The 19,108-nt window shown below is 64.8% G+C and carries 12 protein-coding genes; 8 read left to right on the plus strand and 4 right to left on the minus strand.

Going from position 1 to position 19,108, the window contains the following annotated elements:
• Nucleotides 1–17 precede the first annotated feature (17 nt).
• Nucleotides 18–983 (plus strand): Bug family tripartite tricarboxylate transporter substrate binding protein, encoded by a 966-nt coding sequence (locus tag AC0L3J_RS12685; protein WP_473347202.1) that lies wholly within the window; start codon nucleotides 18–20, stop codon nucleotides 981–983.
• A gap of 8 nt (nucleotides 984–991) precedes the next feature.
• Here AC0L3J_RS12685 and AC0L3J_RS12690 read toward each other — a convergent pair whose 3' ends face one another.
• Nucleotides 992–1,882 (minus strand): LysR substrate-binding domain-containing protein, encoded by an 891-nt coding sequence (locus AC0L3J_RS12690; RefSeq protein WP_473347203.1) that lies wholly within the window; start codon nucleotides 1,880–1,882, stop codon nucleotides 992–994.
• Nucleotides 1,883–1,971: 89 nt separating this feature from the next.
• Between AC0L3J_RS12690 and AC0L3J_RS12695 the strand changes: the two genes are divergently transcribed.
• Entirely contained in the window at nucleotides 1,972–2,724 is a 753-nt protein-coding gene (locus tag AC0L3J_RS12695) for a sulfite exporter TauE/SafE family protein (RefSeq protein WP_473347204.1), read from the plus strand.
• Nucleotides 2,725–2,730: 6 nt separating this feature from the next.
• Here AC0L3J_RS12695 and AC0L3J_RS12700 read toward each other — a convergent pair whose 3' ends face one another.
• Nucleotides 2,731–3,363 (minus strand): LysE family translocator, encoded by a 633-nt coding sequence (locus tag AC0L3J_RS12700; protein WP_473347205.1) that lies wholly within the window; start codon nucleotides 3,361–3,363, stop codon nucleotides 2,731–2,733.
• Between the two features lie 246 nt (nucleotides 3,364–3,609).
• Here AC0L3J_RS12700 and AC0L3J_RS12705 point away from each other — a divergent pair, with 246 nt between their 5' ends.
• Nucleotides 3,610–5,406 carry an adenylate/guanylate cyclase domain-containing protein gene (locus AC0L3J_RS12705; RefSeq protein ID WP_473347206.1) on the plus strand — a complete coding sequence of 599 codons (1,797 nt, stop codon included), beginning with the start codon at nucleotides 3,610–3,612 and terminating at the stop codon, nucleotides 5,404–5,406.
• 175 nt (nucleotides 5,407–5,581) lie between these two features.
• A complete protein-coding gene (locus tag AC0L3J_RS12710) occupies nucleotides 5,582–8,347 on the plus strand; it encodes a di-heme-cytochrome C peroxidase (RefSeq protein WP_473347207.1) in 2,766 nt (921 codons plus the stop codon).
• Nucleotides 8,348–8,512: 165 nt separating this feature from the next.
• Here AC0L3J_RS12710 and AC0L3J_RS12715 read toward each other — a convergent pair whose 3' ends face one another.
• Nucleotides 8,513–9,460, minus strand: coding sequence for an alpha/beta fold hydrolase (locus tag AC0L3J_RS12715; RefSeq protein ID WP_007597126.1), 948 nt, complete (start codon nucleotides 9,458–9,460; stop codon nucleotides 8,513–8,515).
• Between the two features lie 220 nt (nucleotides 9,461–9,680).
• Here AC0L3J_RS12715 and AC0L3J_RS12720 point away from each other — a divergent pair, with 220 nt between their 5' ends.
• Together AC0L3J_RS12720 and AC0L3J_RS12725 are read left to right on the plus strand one after the other, a co-directional pair.
• Nucleotides 9,681–10,142, plus strand: a complete 462-nt coding sequence (locus AC0L3J_RS12720; RefSeq protein WP_007597127.1) for an Hsp20 family protein — start codon at nucleotides 9,681–9,683, stop codon at nucleotides 10,140–10,142.
• A 314-nt stretch (nucleotides 10,143–10,456) separates the two neighbouring features.
• Nucleotides 10,457–11,227, plus strand: coding sequence for an alpha/beta fold hydrolase (locus tag AC0L3J_RS12725; RefSeq protein ID WP_473347208.1), 771 nt, complete (start codon nucleotides 10,457–10,459; stop codon nucleotides 11,225–11,227).
• Nucleotides 11,228–11,466: 239 nt separating this feature from the next.
• On the opposite strand, the gene AC0L3J_RS12730 is transcribed toward AC0L3J_RS12725, so the two are convergent.
• Entirely contained in the window at nucleotides 11,467–12,219 is a 753-nt protein-coding gene (locus AC0L3J_RS12730) for a hypothetical protein (RefSeq protein ID WP_456767616.1), read from the minus strand.
• A 493-nt stretch (nucleotides 12,220–12,712) separates the two neighbouring features.
• Between AC0L3J_RS12730 and gltB the strand changes: the two genes are divergently transcribed.
• Complete coding sequence (gene gltB / locus AC0L3J_RS12735) at nucleotides 12,713–17,446, plus strand: glutamate synthase large subunit (protein ID WP_473347209.1); 4,734 nt, start codon at nucleotides 12,713–12,715, stop codon at nucleotides 17,444–17,446.
• Between the two features lie 145 nt (nucleotides 17,447–17,591).
• Nucleotides 17,592–19,043, plus strand: coding sequence for a glutamate synthase subunit beta (locus tag AC0L3J_RS12740; protein WP_456767614.1), 1,452 nt, complete (start codon nucleotides 17,592–17,594; stop codon nucleotides 19,041–19,043).
• Nucleotides 19,044–19,108 lie beyond the last annotated feature (65 nt).

Raw genomic sequence — 19,108 nt, forward strand, 5'->3', positions numbered from 1 at the left:
GCCTCAAAGGAGCCTGCATGACCAACCGGCGCACGCTCCTTCTCGCGGCCTTGCTTCTGTTTCCGACGCTCGCCTCCGCCCAGAATTTCCCGGCCAAGCCGATCAAGCTGATCGTGCCGTTTCCGGCCGGAGGCCCCAACGACATTATCGCGCGGGTGATCGGCCAGCGCATGTCGGAGCTGTCAGGGCAGCCGGTGCTGATCGACAATCGCGGTGGCCAGGGCGGCGTGCTCGGCACCGATGCCGTCTCCAAGGCTGCACCTGATGGCTACACCATCGCGATCTCCAGCGCCGGCGCGCTGGCGATCAGCCCGAGCATGGAAAGGGTCGCCTACGATACGCTCAACGACCTCACACCGGTGACGCTGGTTGCGACCGTGCCGGAAATGCTCGTTGTAGCCACCAACGTCCCCGCAAAGGACATCGGCGAATTGATCGCGCTCGCCAAGGCGCAGCCGGGAAAACTCAACTTCGCCTCCTCCGGCCCCGGCAGCCTGCCGCATCTCGCCGGTGAATTGTTCAAGCTGACGGTGAGGATCGACATCGTGCACGTGCCCTATCGCGGCGCCGCGCCGGCCGTGAACGATCTGCTGGGCCAGCAGGTGCAGATGACGTTCCTGGACCTCCCCGTGCTGCTGCCGCAGGTCAAGGCGGGCGCATTGAAGCCGATCGCGGTCGGCTCGGCCCAGCGTTCGCCGACGGCGCCTGATGTGCCGACCACCGCGGAAGCCGGCTTTCCTGATCTTCGCATCGAGAACTGGTACGGCATGGTGGCGCCGAAGGGCACGCCGAAGGAGATCGTCACCGCGCTGCATGATCTCGCCACGAAGGCGATGGCGGATCCCGCGGTGAAGGAAAAGCTCGCCGCCCAGGGCGCAACGCTGGTCGGCGATCAGCCGGAGCATTTTCGCACATTCATCGCAGACGAGATGAAGAAATGGGCGAAGGTGATCAAGGACGCTGGCGTGGAGACCGCGAAGTAGCGCAGAGCTCACACTGCCGCAGCCCTCAGATGCTCCACCAGCATCTTGGCCGGGCGCGGCAGCGTCTTGAAGCTTCGCGCGCAGATCACGAGTTTGCGGTTGGCCCAGCTATCGCGCAGGCGAACCATGGCGAGCGGCATCAGCTTGGCGCAGCGGCGGGCGGCGGCTTCGGGCACCAGCGCGACGCCGACATCGGCGGCGACCATCGGGCAGATCGCGTCGAAGTCACGCAGGCGCGCGCGGTAATGCGGCCGCATGCCGAGCCGGGCGGCGTGCTTCGAAATATGCACCTGGAGCGCGGTGGCGCTGGTCAGCCCGACGAAGTCACAAGCGCCCGCCTCCTGGAAATCGATCGCGCGGCGGCCGGCGAACGGGCCGCGCCTGGACGTCACCAGCGTCAGGCGATCCGCGCTGAAGGCGAATCGCTCGATATGATCGGGCAGCGCGTGCTCGGCGGCGAAGCCGAGATCGGCCGCGCCCGCAGTGATCGCGGCCGCGATGTCGGTGCTCTCGCGCTCCTCGATGTCGATGGCGACGTCGCGGTGCTCGCGCAGGAAGCCGGCGAGCGCCTTCGGCAGATGCTCCGACAGACCGGAGGTATTGGCGAGGAAATGCACGCTGGCGCGCACGCCACTGGCAAAGCCGGCGAGATCGCCGCGCATGGCGTCGATCTGGTGAATGACGAGACGGGCGTGATCGAGCAGGCTCTCGCCGGCCGAGGTCAACTCAACGCCGCGGCGCCCGCGCTTGAGCAGCGCGACGCCGAGCGCATCCTCCAGCCCCTTGATGCGCGCGCTGGCCGAGGCTAGCGCCAGATGCGACCGCTCCGCACCACGGGTGATGCTGCGCTGGTCGGCGACCGCGATGAACAGCTGGAGGTCGACGAGGTCGAAGCGCATCCCGGGTCCCTTCAGCCTTCGCTCCAGACGAAGGCTTTCTCCGTAAGCTACAGATTGTGCCGACGCGCGGCATCGGTCAATGTGCAGATATGATCGACCCGCTCCTCATTCTCATTGCCGCCGTCTTCCTGCTCGCCGGATTCGTCAAGGGCGTCGTCGGGCTTGGCCTGCCGACGGTGTCCATGGGACTGCTCGCCGTGAGCATGGCGCCGAGCCGCGCGATCGCCATCGTGATCGTGCCCGCCATCGTCACCAACATCTGGCAGACTTTCGTCGGCCCCCATTTGCGCGACATCCTGAGGCGGCTGTGGCCGCTGATGATCGGCACCGTGATCGGGTGCTGGCTCAATGCCGGGGCGCTCACCGGCCCGCATGCGCGCTACGGCACGATCGTGCTCGGCGTACTCCTGGTGATCTATGCGATCATCGGGCTGAACAAATTCCAGTTCCACGTTGCGCCAAAGAACGAGAAATGGGTCGGCGGCGTGGTCGGCGTGGTCACCGGCGTGATCTCGGCCTCGACCGGCGTGCAGGTGATCCCCTCGATGCCGTTCATGCAGGCGATCGGCATGGAGAAGGATGAACTGGTGCAGGCGCTCGGCGTGTTCTTCACGACAGCGACATTGGCGCTCGCCTTCAACCTCACCGCGGGCGGATTGTTGACGCCGGCCAATGCAGTGCCGGGCGCCGTGGGCATGGCATGCGCGTTTGCCGGCATGTATATCGGCCAAACGGTGCGGGCGCGGATGCCGGCGGAAGCGTTTCGCCGCTGGTTCCTGATCGCGATGATCCTGCTCGGCCTCTATCTCGCCGGCAGCGCGCTGCTGAAGGAATTCGCGTAAAAGACGTTACCGCGTCTCCAGCATGGCGACGCGGATGCCGAGATAGATGAAGAGGCCGCCGAGGGCACGGTTGACCCAGGCGACCGCGCCTTCGGAGCTCTGCAAGCGGTGGGCGGCCTTTGCCGCGAACGCCGCCAGCACCAGGCACCACAGCGTTCCCGTGCAGATGAAGATCAGACCGAGCGTCAGGAAGGCGAGCGGCTTGTGCGCCGAGTCGGCTGCGACGAATTGCGGCAGGAAGGCCAGGAAGAACAGCGCGACCTTGGGATTGAGCGCGTTGGTGAAGACGCCCTGGAGGAAAACCCGCCGCAGCGAGTTCTGCACCGGCTCGTCGATGGCCGAGGCCAGCACCGGGCGCGACCACAGCATCTGAAGCCCGGTCACGACGAGATAGGCCGCTCCGACCAGCTTCAGGATCGAGAATGCGGTCGACGAGGCCATCAGCAGGGCCGAAAGGCCGATTGCCGCGCCCGCGACATGGAAAAAGCAGCCGCAACTGATGCCCAGCGCGGCCGCGGCGCCACCTCGCCAGCCCAACTGCATGCTGCGGCCGATCACATAGACCGTATCAGGCCCCGGCGTGATGTTGAGCAGCACCCCCGACAGGACGAACAGCCAGATTTCGTGAATGCCCAGCATGTGTGACGTGCCTCCGTCGCCCAACCATGGCCCAAGAGGCCGGCTTAGTGGGTTCGCTCGTCCCCGTCCACTGCCGGGATTGCCGAGGATTTACCTCGAATTTGCAATGCGGTTCGTACTTTCGCTCGGCCTCATCTGCTCTATAAGGAACGGGTTCTTTGAACGTGGGATTCGAGGCGACTGCCACGCCGTGGCCGGTCCTCGATCTCTTCCAAGTCTCTTGCAAGTCTCTTGGAGCTCCGGAATATGGAAAGACGTCTGGCTGCCATTGTCTGCGCCGATGTCGCCGGCTATTCGCGCATGATGGGCACCGATGAGGCCGGCACCCATGCCGCCTTCAAGGCCCATCGCAGCGCGATCCACCCCATCATCCTCAATCACGGCGGCCGCGTCGTCAAAAACACCGGCGACGGCTTCCTGCTGGAATTCCCCTCGATCGTCGGCGCCACCGAGGCCGCGATCGCGATGCAGACGCTGATGGCGGAGCGCAATCACCATCTGCCCGCCGATCGCGCCATGCAGTTCCGCCTCGGTATCCACATGGGTGACGTCATCGCCGACGAGGACGAGGTGTTCGGTGACGATGTCAACATTGCCGTCCGCCTCGAAGCCGTGGCGAGCCCCGGCGGCTTTGCGATCTCGGCCAAGGCCTACAAGGAGGCCGGCAAGCATCTCACCGTGCCGCTGGTCGATGCCGGCAACCACCGCTTCAAGAACATCAAGGATCCGATCGGGGTCTGGACCTGGACACCTGAGGGTGCACCGGCGCTTGCGCCCGCGCTGAGGGAGGCATCCGCCCTCTCGCAGCAGTACCGCACCGCGATCGTCGGCGTGCTGCCCTTTGCCAATCTCAGCGACGCCCAGGACGAGTATTTCTCCGACGGCCTGACCGAGGATCTGATCCACGCGCTGTCGCTGCAATCCTTCTATCGCGTGCTGAGCCGCAACTCGACCTTCGTGTTCAAGGGCAACAACGTCAGCACCCGCCTGATCGCGCGCGAGATCGACGCCAGCTATCTGATCCAGGGTTCGGTGCGGCGTGCCGGAGCCAAGATCCGCGTCACCGCCGAGCTGATCGCGCCGGAGACCGGGGAGCAGCTCTGGACCGGCCGCTACGACCGCGACATCGGCGATCTCTTCGCGATGCAGGACGAGATCACCACCAACCTGTCCGCCGCCATCGCCACCGAGATCGTCCGGGCCGAGGCCTCGGCGCCGGCGCGACTCTCGACCGATGTCACCGCCTGGGACCGCTTCCTCAAGGGGCTGTCGCACTATTATCGGCAAACCAAGGAAGACCTTGCCATCGCCGTTGACCTGTTCCGGGAGGCCATCAGGCTCGAGCCCAAGCTGTCGATTGCGCACGCCTATCTTGCCACGATCCAGATCCAGAGCATCCACTTCGGCTGGGTCAAGGGCACGCGCGAGATGTGGGCCGAGGCGATGAAGCTTGCCGAAACCAGCGTCAGGCTCGACCCGCGCTCGTCATTTGCGTTCTCGATCCTGTCCTGGACCCACGCGCTGGAGGGCCATTACGAGGCCGCAATGGACGCCGCCAAGCGCGCCGTCGCGCTCAACCCCTACGACAACGGCGCGCGCGGCGTGCTCGGCATCTGCCATTTCGCCATCGGCGAGCACCGCGAGGCGATCGAGCTGTTCTCGATGGCCGCACAGCGCGACAACAGCGATCCGCGCTACCAATGGGCCGCACTGAACGCCTTCAGCCATTATCTGCTGGGCCAATATGACGCGACCCTGTCATGGGCTCGAGAACAGCTCTACATCAACCCGAACCATTTGCAGGCGCTGGCAATCCGCGCCGCGGCGCTGGCGCAATTGGGGCGAGGCGACGAGGCGGTCGAGGCGACCCGCGTGCTGATGGCTAACTACCCGACACTCAATGTCGACCGCCATTTGCGCAATTTCCACTGGAAGCGGCCCGAGGACCTCGCCCACTACCGCGCCGGACTCTTGAATGCGGGCGTGCCGCTCGGCAAACTGACCCTGGTCTCGAGCGACGTCAAACGCATCGCCGAATCCTGAGGGCCAGCCGCGGCCACGCGGCAATGTCCCCTCCGCCTTTATTGACACGACAGTGAATTCAGCCACACTCCGCTACACGCTGAAGTAGTATAACGTGTTGTCGGTTTGTCAGGACTTTCCGCGCTCTATCGCCGCGTCTGTATTTCACGATTCGCCGTTTTCAGGATTTTGGGCCATGCATGACTCCGCTCCGAAGCCCCCCTTCGACCCCTCGATCCAGGTCTCGCCGAACAATCCCTGTCCATTCCTCCGCGGCCTCGTCGGCGAGGGGTTTGTTGACGGCGGAACCGTGCCGCTCGGCACGCTGTCGCAAACGATCGCGAATGCGAGCGGCGAGACCGGGCTGAAGAAGGTCTCGGCCCGCATCCAGGTCCGCGGCGTCGCGCTCATCGCCAACGGTCTGGGGCACATCCTGAAGAGCATATTTTCGGGCGCGCAGCTCGACGCGTTGCGTGGCGGCCCTCTCGACAAGCGCGGTGCCGGCTCGCGCGTCCTCGGCGTCGACGGCAAGGTCGATGAGGGCGAGCTTTCGCGGTTTGCGAGCTTCGGCCGGACCTACCAGGATCCGAACGGCGGCGGCTCTGAGCCGGGTCTCAACGCCTCGGAAATCGGCGTCTTCATGCGCGACAATCTCAAGCGCGCCGGCAGCGCCGCGCGCTGGTACTACCCCCTGCTGATGAAGTTCGAGTGGCCGATCCTCCTGAAGATCGTGGGCAGGGGCGCGGGTGAGGACCGCTATCTCAGCGTGGCCGACGTGCGCACTCTGTTCAACGAGCGGCAATTCCCTGCTCGCATCAACCAGCGGCTCGTATCGCAGCCTGTGCTGTCGACCTGCCAGCGCGTGGTTCGGGGCGCGCTCAAGGTTGCGGCCCTGCTGGTCGCCCTCGGTCTCGCCTTGCTCGTTGCGCTCGCCGAATTCCCCGACCAGGTTCGCGCGATGCTGCCGCAAAAGGGAATTCTCGTGAATCTCCTGCCGCCGCCCTTGCCTGCGCTCCCCGAGACAAAGGCGGCCTTTTGGCTCGAACAGAACTGGTCGCTGAAGGACAGGCACTGGTTTCACCATGCCAGCCAGGGCACAGCGACCTTCCCGGTGCCCTATGAATGGTTCATGGCGCTGGAGCAGCCGCGCCTGCATTTGTTCTCGCGGCCGGGCATGATGACGGACAGCGCCTATCTCGAGCGCTTCGGGTTCATTCCGAGCCCGCAGTCGATCCAGACCGATGCGACGTCCCTGCGCCGCTTCGGCTACGCCAATCTCTACGAGACGACGCAGGTGCCGGACTGGTCGACCAGATGGACGCCGGCGGAGAACGTCGACGGCCTGCCGGTCGGCTTTGCACGGATGACCGGGGTCAGCGATCCCGCGACCGGCCGTCGCGAAGAGGACAAGATCGGGCTGACCTGCGCCGCCTGCCATACCGGCCAGATCCATTACCAGGGCGTGGACGTGCGTTTCGACGGCGGCCCGGCCATGACCGACTTGAAGAAGCTCGAGCTCTCCACCGGCCTGTCGATCGCCTACACGCTTCACGTGCCGTTCCGCTTCCAGCGCTTTGCCGATCGCGTGCTCGGCCCCGATGCCAGCAAGGCTGACCGCGCCGCGCTCAAGCAGAAGCTCAGCGCGATCGGCAACTTCCTGATCGACTGGGCGAAAACCCAGCAAAAGACGATCGAAGGCAAGAAGACCTGGAACGGCCGGCAGCAGAGTGACACCGAGGAAGGGTTCGGTCGCCTCGACGCTCTCAATCGCATCGGCAATCAGGTTTTTTCGCAGGATCTCGCGCTGAGCGGGCTTAAGGGTTTCGAGAAGAACCTGCACGCCCAGGACGCCCCGGTCAGCTATCCCCCGATCTGGACCGTGCCCTGGTTCAAGTTCGCCCAGTACGACGCCTCGATCGAGCAGCCGCTGATCCGCAACGCCGGGGAAGCCCTCGGCGTGACGGCGCTGCTCAATCTGTCCGACGCCTATCCTGAGGACAGGCTGTGGCGATCCTCGGTTCATATCAACACGCTCGGCTGGATCGAGGACATGCTCAGGGGGCCAGATCCGTTCAAGACGGCGGATCCCTCCACCGGTCCGAAGTTCGGCGGCCTGCTGGCGCCGAAATGGCCCTCTCAGATCCTTGGCGACAATTGGAGGCTCGATCAGAAGAAGGTCGACAATGGCCGCAAGATCTACGCCGAAATGTGCTCCGGATGCCATTTGCCGGCGATCGACACCCCGGCTTTCTGGTCTTCGGGACATTGGGAGCCGAGCGGCGACAGCAAGGTGCTGAACGCGGTGACGATCCCCCTCGACGAGATCAAGACGGATCCCGAACAGTCGCTCGTGCTCAGCAACAGGATCGTCGATTTGCCTGGCTTCCTGAAGGTGAATACGGCCGACCTCCAGAAATGGTGGCAATGCGACGTCTCGACCGCAAGCTCGCCGACCGAGATGGTGTATGCGCTCGGGCTGATGACGGTGGTGGACCTCGTCGCCCGCAAATGGATGGATGACGAGAAGACTCCGGATGCCGAGCGGGCGAAATTGTGGAATCTCGCGCGCAAGAACTGCCTCAATCCGGTGGGGGGAGCGCGCTATCGGGCACGGCCGCTGAATGGCATCTGGGCCACGGCGCCCTATCTGCACAACGGTTCGGTGCCGTCTCTCTACTGGTTGCTGAAGCCTGCAAGCGAGCGCCCGCAAAAATTCTGCATGGGCCGCCGCGACTACGATCCCGTGACCGTCGGCTTTGCGGTCACCGCCGACGAGAAATGCAAGACGGGTGAAACCGAGTTCTCGGCGGGGTCGGAGAAGGATCCGATCCAGGGCAATAGCGTGCTCGGCCATTCCTTCGAGCGCAAACCAGGCGAGGAAAAACGTCCGGGCGTGATCGGCCGCGTGTTCAAGGACGACAGCGAGCGCTACGATCTGATCGAGTATCTGAAAACGCTGTAGTGGGCCTTACCTCGCCCCGCTTGCGGGGAGAGGTCGGATTGCATCGAAGATGCAATCCGGGTGAGGGGGTACAGGTCTCTCGACGATCTTGCGTGCCGGGAGAGGCCCCTCACCCCAACCCTCTCCCCGTAAGAACGGGGCGAGGGAGCGCACCGTCGCTTCCCCTCACTTGAACAGCGGCGTGCCCGGCACGAAGGCGTCGAAGGCTGCCCAGAATTGGGAGCGGTAGCGGTCCTGCTCCTGGAGAATCTCGTGCTTGGCGCCGGCGATCACGAGATGGGAGCCGGCGCGCAAATGATAGGCGAACTCCTCGATCGCCGCGATCGAGACCACGGTATCGCTGGAGGCCGCCAGCATCAGGATCGGCTGACGGATCTCGGACGGGTAGTTCTTGCCCCTGAAGGTGTTCATCGCGCGGAAGGCGGTATCGGCCCAGGCGACCGTCGGTGACGCGAGCCCGAGGGTCGGATCCTCCTCCAGGATCGCGGCATTGCGCGCATAGCGCACGGGATCGCTGGTCAGCGGATTGTTGATGAAGGGATTGAGCCCGGTGATCTGGTCGCTGCCGCCGGGGACATAGCGGCCGCCCATCCCCAACACGCGCATCGTTTTCAGCAGAGCCCGCGCCGGAAACGAGGTGGCGCGGCCGGGCAGGTCGATCATCGGCGCCGACAGCACCATGCGGTCGAACCAGCGCTTGCCCGCATGCGCCACCCGCAGCATCACCGTGCCGCCCATCGAGTGGGCGAGCGCGAAGAAGGGCGGCGGGCAATCCGGCAGCACCACCTGCTGCACGAAGGTCTCGACGTCGATCTCGAAATCCGCGAAGTCGCGGACATAGCCCTTGCGCGGATCGCGCAGGCGACGCGAGGAGTGGCCCTGCCCGCGCCAGTCGATCATCGCCACCGCAAAGCCGCGGTCACGCAAATCGCGCACGGTCTCGAAATATTTCTCGATCTGCTCGCTGCGTCCGGTGAAGACGCAGACGGTGCCCTTGCGGTTCGCCGGCGGCGCCCAGCGCGCAAAGCGCAGCTCGACGCCATCAGGGGTTTTGATGGTGCCGCTGACGACGTCTTCGGGAACGGGATTGGAGGGTATCGAGACCAGCGTCATGATGGGGAGGGCTTGGGCACGAAGTGCTGCAAATCAGGGGGCGGGAGCGCCGAAAAGGCTAAGTATCCGCCCTCTTGAACGCCGTTCTCCTCAACCCATATCACCTTGGTGCAGGCCGCTACCAGTGTTTCGGAACCGGAACATCAGGCTGCACACAGACGAAAGCCCGGCCCGATTGGCGGGCGGGTTACTCAACAGTCGCTCAATGGAGGACTTGACTATGCGTACCTACGACCTGACCCCCTTCTACCGTTCCACCGTCGGCTTCGACCGCCTCTTCAACCTGCTCGACCAGGCCGGTTCGGACGGCAGCCCCGGTTATCCCCCCTACAATATCGAGCGCACCGGCGAGAACGACTACCGCATCACCGTTGCGGTCTCGGGCTTTGCCAAGGATGAGCTCTCCATCGTCGCGAAGGAAAACACGCTGACGATCAAGGGTGAGAAAGTCGCCAACGAGAACTCGAAGGCCGAAGTGCTGTACCGCGGCATCGCCGCGCGTGCCTTCGAGCGCGCCTTCCAGCTTGCCGACTTCGTGCAAGTGAAGAACGCCTCGCTCGAGAACGGGCTGCTTCACGTCGACCTCGTCCGTGAGATTCCCGAAGCGAAGAAGCCCCGCCAGATCGCGATCAACACCGGTGCGCAAGGCGCACAGGTGATCGAGAACTCGGTAGCCGCGTAAATCACGTCGGCCACTTCCAGGTTGCGAAAACGCCCCGGTGCCCCGGGGCGTTTTTTTGTTGGGCTCTCCTCGTCCCGGCGAGAGCCGGGGAATCCTGCCGCGAGTTCGATCAATCGTGCGCGGAAGAAATACCGAACGACGGATCTGCCATACCTTGCCTGAAGATGGTCTCGGCCGTGGCCGGGACGTCACCGATTGCTGAACGGCCGTGCTGGACTGTTGCGCCGCATCACAGAGCGGTGAATTGGCGTAACGCCGTCGGCCCGCGCGTCGTCCTTTGGCTATCGAACCCCAAAACAAGACGGAGAACGATCATGACTTTCTGGCGCAGCTTTTTCGTCGCCGCGAGCCTGCTGGCGGCCCCGCTCACCCTTGCTCACGCGCAGACGCCGCAGACCGTAAAGGCCAAGAACGTCGTGCTGGTGCACGGCGCCTGGGCCGACGGCTCGAGTTGGTCGGAGGTGATCCCGATCCTCCAGGCCGCCGGCCTCAACGTGACTGCCGTGCAAAATCCGTTGTCGTCGCTTGCGGACTCCGTCGAGGCGACCAAGCGCGTGCTGGCCGAACAGGATGGTCCGACCGTGCTGGTCGCGCATTCCTGGGGCGGCACTGTGATCAGCCAGGTCGGCACCGACCCGAAGGTCAGCGGCCTCGTCTATGTCGCCGCACGTGCGCCCGATGCCAACGAGGATTTCGTCGCGCTGTCGAAGCAGTTTCCGGCGGGACCGGCACGCGCCGGCGTCGTCGAGCGCGACGGCTACACAAAACTCTCGGAAGACGCCTTCCTGAAGTATTTTGCCAATGGCGTGAGGCCGGAGCAGGCCAAGGAGCTCTACGCCGTGCAATGGCCGACCGCCGCCTCGATCTTCGCCGGTCGCACCACCGAGGCGGCATGGCACTCCAAGCCGAGCTGGTACGCGGTGTCGAAGAACGACTACACCATCAATCCCGATCTCGAACGCTTCCTCGCCAAGCGCATGAACGCAACCACGATCGAACTCGATGCCGGCCACCTCTCGCTGGTGTCGCATCCGAAGGAGGTGTCGAATTTGATCCTGGAAGCGGCGGGGTATGGCCGGAGCTGAGCGGCGCTAGTCATGGTGCAAAGGCGCCTGAATGCTCAGGTGCCTTTGCTTTGTTCCACTCTCTCCCCAACGTCGTCCTGGCGAAGGCCAGGACCCATTACCCCAGGGAAGAGTTTGGCGAAAATTCGGAGTTCGGTACTCCCGCGTCATTCAAATGATGCACCTCGCGGTATGGGTCCTGGCCTTCGCCAGGACGACACCGTTGGTGTGATGCGGGCCATCGCATCAAACGCCCGCGCTTAGTCCAGCCCCTGTGCCGCCGGCATCTCCTGCGTAGGCAGGATCGTCGCGGCAGGCTTGACCTGACCCACGGTTGGCGCGGCGGCTTGCGGTGCGACCTCAGCGGGCTTGGACGGCACGGCGGCCGCGGTCTGCGTCACAGGCTGTGCCTGCGGCGCCTGGGCCTGCGGCGTCGCAGGCTCGGCCGGCTTGGCGGCGACGACCGGGGCCTCACGCGGCGGAGCCGCCTTGGGCAGCGGCACGGAGCGGCTGGCGACATGCGGGATCGGGGCCGGTGGGCGGGGCGGACCACTGCGGACCATGGTCGGCGGCGGCAGCGCACTTTGCGGGCGGTAAGGTGCAACCGCAGGCTGCTCGTAGCCCGGTGCCATGCCGTAGGCGTCGGCAGCCGGCATGAAGCGCAAGATCCTTCCGTCGCGGGCATCGATCACGAGCCGGCCGTCCTCGCCGCGGCGGTCGATCACCGCGATGGTGTAGACACCGCCGCGCAGGCGCGGGATGCCCAGTGGAGAGAAGCCGTTCTCGCGCAGCACCGCGTAGACCTCGGTCGATGGCAGCAGCACCGGAGCCGGCCCACGCTCTTCGTAGCCATAGCCGTAGCGCGGCGGCGGCGGCGCGGCCTCCGGTGGCGCATAGGGTCCGTCGAAATCCGAGACTGCGATCATCGCCCCTCGCGCTGGAACTTGCGCTTGAGCGGCGGTCGCGGCCAGCGCCAGCGCGGCGGCAGCCATCCATCCTGTGAAAAACTTCATGATCGAGACGCTCCTGTCAGGCCCCCGGATGGATCGCGCTCTTTCGCTTCTTGCGGCGTGGCGCGGCTTCCGAAGGGTTGATCCGAAGCTTCATTGGGGATTCCGGCGTCGGCGGGGCCGGATCAGGGCGCGTTTGCTTCAAAAGCGGGGCCGCGCAACTTTTGGAAAGCGATTGATTGATCTATGGGGAATCGGGACTTGCGCGCGCTTGTGTGATAGACAAAAATTTGGCAAGGTGACGGTTAGGACAGGAAGACTGTCTCAATTTTGCTTGCGGTTCCCGGCATAGGGATTGCAACGAAAGTCGGTGCTTTCGAGCGCCAAGAAGGCAACAGGCAAAGCCGTTCTCGGGGACGAAGAACGCCTTGGCCTGAATTTAAGAAAATGCGGCTCGCAAGCGGACGAGCGGTGACCCAGAAGCGGGTGCCGCGGGACGCCCAAGGTGCGCCGAAGATGGCGGTGAGGCAGCTTGCCGCATGGAGAGGACGAGAACATGAACGGGTCGCAAGTCGAGCGCGGAAACATCGTGGCAGAACAACTGTCGGCGACGGTCGCCTCGAAAACGACCGATCCGATTCAGGAACACAATTCACGGCCGCCGGCCGTAGGTCTCTACGATCCGAGCCTGGAAAAAGATTCCTGCGGCGTCGGCTTCATCGCCAACATCAAGGGCCAGAAGTCCCACGAGATCGTCGCGGACGCGCTCAGCATCCTCTGCAACCTCGAGCACCGCGGCGCCGTCGGCGCCGACCCGCGCGCCGGTGACGGCGCCGGCATTCTGGTGCAGATCCCGCATGCTTTCTTCAGCCGCAAGGCGAAGGAGCTCGGCTTCGCACTGCCCAATCCCGGCGAATACGCCATCGGCGCGTTGTTCATGCCGCGCGACACCGCCTGGCGCAACGTCATCAAGAGCATCATCGCCGACCAGATCAAGGAAGAGGGCCTGACGCTGCTCGGCTGGCGCGACGTGCCGACCGACAATTCCTCGCTCGGCGTCACCGTGAAGCCGACCGAGCCCGCCTGCATGCAGGTGTTCATCGGCCGCAACGGCACCGCCAAGACCGAGGACGATTTCGAGCGCCGGCTTTACATCCTGCGCAAGTCGATCTCGCAAGCGATCTATCAGCGTCGCGACCGCGGCCTCGCCGGCTATTATCCGTGCTCGATGTCCTGCCGCACCGTGATCTACAAGGGCATGTTCCTCGCCGACCAGCTCGGCAAGTACTATCCCGATTTGCACGAGAAGGATTTCGAGAGCGCGCTGGCGCTCGTTCACCAGCGCTTCTCGACCAACACCTTCCCGGCATGGTCGCTGGCGCATCCCTACCGCATGATCGCGCATAACGGCGAGATCAACACGCTGCGCGGCAACGTCAACTGGATGGCGGCGCGCCAGGCCTCGGTGAGCTCCGAGCTGTACGGCAAGGACATCAACCGGCTCTGGCCGATCTCCTACGAAGGCCAGTCGGACACCGCCTGCTTCGACAACGCGCTCGAATTCCTGGTGCAGGGCGGCTACTCGCTGCCGCACGCCGTCATGATGATGATTCCGGAGGCGTGGGCCGGCAATCCCTTGATGGATGAGAAGCGCCGCGCCTTCTACGAATATCATGCAGCCTTGATGGAGCCGTGGGACGGCCCCGCCGCGATCGCCTTCACCGACGGCCGCCAGATCGGTGCCACGCTGGACCGCAACGGCCTTCGGCCGGCGCGCTATCTCGTCACCAAGGACGACCGCATCGTGATGGCGTCCGAGATGGGCGTGCTGACGATTCCCGAGGACCAGATCATCACCAAGTGGCGCTTGCAGCCCGGCAAGATGCTGCTGGTCGACCTCGAGCAGGGCCGCCTCATCCCCGACGACGAGATCAAAGCTGAGCTCGCCAGAAGCCATCCCTACACGGAGTGGCTGGAGCGGACCCAGATCGTGCTGGAAGAGCTGCCGAAGGTGCCGACCACCGGCGTGCGCTCCAACCTGTCGCTGCTCGATCGCCAGCAGGCGTTCGGCTACAGCCAGGAAGACATCACCATCCTGATGACGCCGATGGCCTCCACCGGCGAGGAAGCCGCAGGTTCGATGGGCAACGACACGCCGATCTCGGCGCTGTCGGCCAAGGCCAAGCCGCTGTTCACCTACTTCAAGCAGAACTTTGCGCAGGTCACCAACCCGCCGATCGACCCGATCCGCGAGGAGCTGGTGATGAGCCTCGTCTCCATCATCGGACCGCGGCCGAACCTGTTCGACCTGCAAGGCCTTGCCACCACCAAGCGCCTCGAAGCGCGTCAGCCGATTCTGACCGACGCGGACCTCGAAAAGATCCGCTCGATCTCCGAGGTCGCCGAGTCGCATTTCAAGTCGCGCACGCTGGACACCACCTTCCACGCCGGCCTCGGCGCGGCCGGCATGGACCAGGTGCTGGATGAGCTCTGCGCACGCGCCGAGAGCGCAGTGCGCGAGGGCGTCAACATCATCATCCTGTCCGACCGCATGGTCGGCACCGATCGGGTTCCGATCCCGTCGCTGCTGGCCTGCGCCGCCGTGCATCATCATTTGATCCGCACGGGATTGCGCACCTCGGTCGGCCTTGTCGTCGAATCCGGCGAGCCGCGCGAAGTGCATCACTTCGCCTGTCTCGCCGGCTACGGCGCGGAAGCGATCAATCCTTATCTGGCGTTCGAGACCATCATCGCGATGAAGGACCGCCTGCCCGGCTCGCTCGACGACTACGAAATCGTCAAGCGCTATATCAAGTCGATCGGCAAGGGCCTGCTCAAGGTGATGTCCAAGATGGGCATCTCGACCTACCAGTCCTATTGCGGCGCGCAGATCTTTGACGCCATCGGCCTGAAGGCGGAATTCGTCGGAAAATTCTTCGCCGGCACGCATACCCGCGTCGAGGGCGTCGGTCTTGGCGAGATCGCCGAAGAGGCGGTGCGCCGTCATGCCGACGCGTTCGGCGATGCGCTCGTTTACAAGACTTCGCTCGATGTCGGCGGCGAATATGCCTATCGCAGCCGCGGCGAGGACCATGCATGGACCGCCGAGTCGGTGGGGCTGCTGCAGCACGCCGCGCGCGGCAATTCGCTGGAACGCTACCGCGCCTTCGCGAAGATCCTCAACGAGCAGTCGGAGCGTCTCCTGACGCTACGCGGCCTGTTCCGGATCAAGAACGCGGACGAAGAGAAGCGCAAGCCGATACCGCTCGACCAGGTCGAGCCGGCCAAGGACATCGTCAAGCGTTTCGCCACCGGCGCGATGAGCTTCGGCTCGATCTCGCGCGAGGCGCACACCACGCTCGCGATCGCCATGAACCGGATCGGCGGCAAGTCGAACACCGGCGAAGGCGGCGAGGAAGCCGACCGTTTCAAGCCGCTGCCGAACGGCGACAGCATGCGCTCGGCAATCAAGCAGGTCGCCTCGGGCCGCTTCGGCGTCACCACGGAGTATCTCGTCAACTCCGACATGATGCAGATCAAGATGGCGCAGGGCGCCAAGCCCGGCGAAGGCGGCCAATTGCCCGGCCACAAGGTCGACGCGACCATCGCCAAGGTCCGGCATTCGACGCCTGGCGTCGGCCTGATCTCGCCGCCGCCGCACCACGACATCTACTCGATCGAGGATCTGGCGCAGCTCATCTACGACCTCAAGAACGTCAACCCGGACGGCGCGGTCTCGGTCAAGCTCGTCTCGGAGATCGGCGTCGGCACGGTGGCGGCGGGCGTCGCCAAGGCGCGCGCCGACCATGTCACCATCGCGGGCTTCGAGGGCGGCACCGGCGCTTCGCCGCTAACCTCGATCAAGCACGCCGGCAGCCCCTGGGAGATCGGCCTCGCCGAAACCCACCAGACGCTGGTGCGAGAGCGGCTGCGCAGCCGCATCGTGGTCCAGGTCGACGGCGGCTTCCGCACCGGCCGTGACGTCGTGATCGGCGCGCTGCTCGGCGCCGACGAGTTCGGCTTCGCCACCGCGCCCTTGATCGCGGCCGGCTGCATCATGATGCGCAAGTGCCATCTCAACACCTGCCCGGTCGGCGTCGCGACCCAGGACCCCGTCCTGCGCAAGCGCTTCACCGGCCAGCCCGAGCATGTGATCAACTACTTCTTCTTCGTCGCCGAGGAGGTCCGCGAGCTCATGGCCTCGCTCGGCTTCCGCAGCTTCAACGAGATGATCGGCCAGGTGCAGCTGCTCGACCAGACCAAGCTGGTCGCGCACTGGAAGGCCAAGGGGCTCGACTTCTCCAAGCTCTTCGTCAAGCAGAAGGAAGAGAAGGGCCAGAAGATTTATCACTCCGAGCGCCAGAACCATCATCTGGAAGCGGTGCTCGATCGCACGCTGATCGAGCAGGCGACGCCTGCGCTCGACCGCGGTGCGCCGGTGAAGATCGAGGCCAAGATCAACAGCACCAACCGCTCCGCGGGCGCGATGCTGTCGGGTGCGGTCGCCAAGATCTACGGCCATGCCGGCCTGCCCCATGAGACCATCCATGTCAGCCTCAAGGGCACCGCCGGCCAGGCCTTCGGCGCGTGGCTGGCGCAAGGCGTCACCTTCGAGCTCGAAGGCGAAGCCAACGACTATGTCGGCAAGGGCCTCTCGGGCGGCAAGATCATCGTCAAGCCGCCGGCCAACAGCGGCATCGTGCCGGAAGAGAGTATCATCGTCGGCAACACCGTGATGTACGGCGCCATTCAAGGCGAGTGCTACTTCCGCGGCATCGCCGGCGAGCGTTTTGCCGTGCGCAATTCCGGCGCCGTGGCGGTGGTCGAGGGCGCGGGCGACCATTGCTGCGAATACATGACCGGCGGCATCGTGGTCGTGCTCGGCAAGACCGGGCGCAACTTCGCGGCCGGCATGTCCGGCGGCATCGCCTATGTGCTGGACGAGACCGGCGACTTCGACAGGCTGTGCAACATGGCAATGGTCGAGCTCGAGCCGGTGCTGTCGGAAGAGCTGATCAACGCCGGCACCTATCACCACTCCGGTGACCTCGAGGCGCACGGCCGGGTCGACGTGTTCAAGGACCTGCTCGCCTCCGACGTCGAGCGGTTGCACGTCCTGATCACGCGCCATGCCAAGGCGACCGGCTCCAGGCGTGCCGCCGACATCCTGGCCAACTGGAAGGACTGGCTGCCCAAATTCCGCAAGGTGATGCCGGTCGAATACCGGCGCGCGCTGCGCGAGATGGCCGCCAACGCGGACGCCGAGCCGAAAATCGCGATCGGGGCCTGAGCATCACACCCCGTCATTGCGAGCGTAGCGAAGCAATCCAGACTTTCTCCTCTGATGCGGACTGGATTGCTTCGAAGCTCACGCTCCTCGCAATGACGACGAGAGAGAAACACAACGAATTTAAGCGGCAGGGACTTCGGGTTTAATGGGCAAGATCACGGGTTTTCTCGAAATCGAACGGCATGACCGCAAGTACACCCCGGTCGCCGAGCGCGTGAAGCATTTCCACGAGTTCGTCGTTCCCCTCTCCGAGAAGGAAACGCGCGACCAGGCCGCGCGCTGCATGAACTGCGGCATTCCCTATTGCCACGGCACCGGCTCGGTCGCGCCCGGCACGCCCGGCTGCCCGGTCAACAACCAGATCCCGGACTGGAACGACCTCGTCTACCAGGGCAACTGGGAAGAGGCCTCGCGCAATCTGCACTCGACCAACAATTTCCCGGAGTTCACGGGACGCATCTGTCCAGCGCCGTGTGAAGCCTCCTGCACGCTCAACATCGACGACAACCCCGTCACCATCAAGACCATCGAATGCGCGATCGTCGACCGCGCCTGGGACAATGGCTGGCTGAAGCCGGAAGTGGCGACCGTGAAGACCGGCAAGAAGGTCGCGGTGATCGGCTCGGGTCCGGCCGGCATGGCCTGCGCGCAGCAGCTCGCGCGCGCCGGCCACGACGTGCATCTGTTCGAGAAGTTCGCCAAGGCCGGCGGCCTGCTGCGCTACGGCATCCCCGACTTCAAGATGGAAAAGAACGTCATCGACCGCCGCGTCGCGCAGATGGAAGGCGAAGGCGTCACGTTCCACTACAACAGCCATGTCGGCGTCGACGGCAATGTCGATCCGCGCGAGATGCTCAACGAGTACGACGCCGTGGCGCTGACCGGCGGCGCCGAAGCCCCGCGCGACCTGCCGATCCCCGGCCGCGACCTTGCCGGCATCCACTACGCGATGGACTTCCTGCCGCAGCAGAACCGCCGCGTGTCCGAGGAACCGCTGGGCGGCGTCCAGGAGATTCTGGCCGCCGGCAAGCATGTCGTCGTCATCGGCGGCGGCGACACCGGATCCGACTGCATCGGCACCTCGTTGCGCCAGGGCGCGCTCTCCGTGACCCAGCTCGAGATCATGCCCGCCCCGCCGGAGCACGAGAACAAGGGCCTCACCTGGCCGAACTGGCCGCTCAAGATGCGGACGTCCTCCAGCCAGGCCGAAGGCGCGGTCCGCGAATTCGCCGTGCTGACGCAGAAGTTCACCGGCGAGAACGGCAAGGTGAAGAAGCTGCATTGCGTGCGCGTCGACGACAAGTTCAAGCCGATCGCCGGCACCGAGTTCGAACTCGACGCCGACCTCGTCCTGCTCGCGATGGGCTTCGTCCATCCCGTGCACGAAGGACTGCTCAAGATGCTCTCGGTCGAGCTCGACCCGCGCGGCAACGTCAAGGCCAACACGCTCGACTATCAGACCTCGCGCCCGAACGTGTTCACCGCCGGCGACATGCGCCGCGGCCAATCGCTGGTGGTCTGGGCCATCCGCGAGGGCCGGCTGTGCGCCAGGTCGATCGATACGTTTTTGATGGGGAAGACGGATCTGCCGCGCTGAGTTGGGGCGAGCTGCCACCGCTTAAGGCAGACAAACAATCCGCTGTCGTCCTGGCGAAAGCCAGG

This window comes from Bradyrhizobium sp. Kon37 (genome assembly GCF_055807535.1).

Coding starts and splice junctions, on each gene's coding strand:
- AC0L3J_RS12685 (WP_473347202.1), top strand. CDS start 18: ATGACCAACCGGCGCACGCTCCTTCTCGCGGCCTTGCTTCTGTTTCCG.
- AC0L3J_RS12690 (WP_473347203.1), bottom strand. CDS start 1,882: ATGCGCTTCGACCTCGTCGACCTCCAGCTGTTCATCGCGGTCGCCGAC.
- AC0L3J_RS12695 (WP_473347204.1), top strand. CDS start 1,972: ATGATCGACCCGCTCCTCATTCTCATTGCCGCCGTCTTCCTGCTCGCC.
- AC0L3J_RS12700 (WP_473347205.1), bottom strand. CDS start 3,363: ATGCTGGGCATTCACGAAATCTGGCTGTTCGTCCTGTCGGGGGTGCTG.
- AC0L3J_RS12705 (WP_473347206.1), top strand. CDS start 3,610: ATGGAAAGACGTCTGGCTGCCATTGTCTGCGCCGATGTCGCCGGCTAT.
- AC0L3J_RS12710 (WP_473347207.1), top strand. CDS start 5,582: ATGCATGACTCCGCTCCGAAGCCCCCCTTCGACCCCTCGATCCAGGTC.
- AC0L3J_RS12715 (WP_007597126.1), bottom strand. CDS start 9,460: ATGACGCTGGTCTCGATACCCTCCAATCCCGTTCCCGAAGACGTCGTC.
- AC0L3J_RS12720 (WP_007597127.1), top strand. CDS start 9,681: ATGCGTACCTACGACCTGACCCCCTTCTACCGTTCCACCGTCGGCTTC.
- AC0L3J_RS12725 (WP_473347208.1), top strand. CDS start 10,457: ATGACTTTCTGGCGCAGCTTTTTCGTCGCCGCGAGCCTGCTGGCGGCC.
- AC0L3J_RS12730 (WP_456767616.1), bottom strand. CDS start 12,219: ATGAAGTTTTTCACAGGATGGATGGCTGCCGCCGCGCTGGCGCTGGCC.
- gltB (WP_473347209.1), top strand. CDS start 12,713: ATGAACGGGTCGCAAGTCGAGCGCGGAAACATCGTGGCAGAACAACTG.
- AC0L3J_RS12740 (WP_456767614.1), top strand. CDS start 17,592: ATGGGCAAGATCACGGGTTTTCTCGAAATCGAACGGCATGACCGCAAG.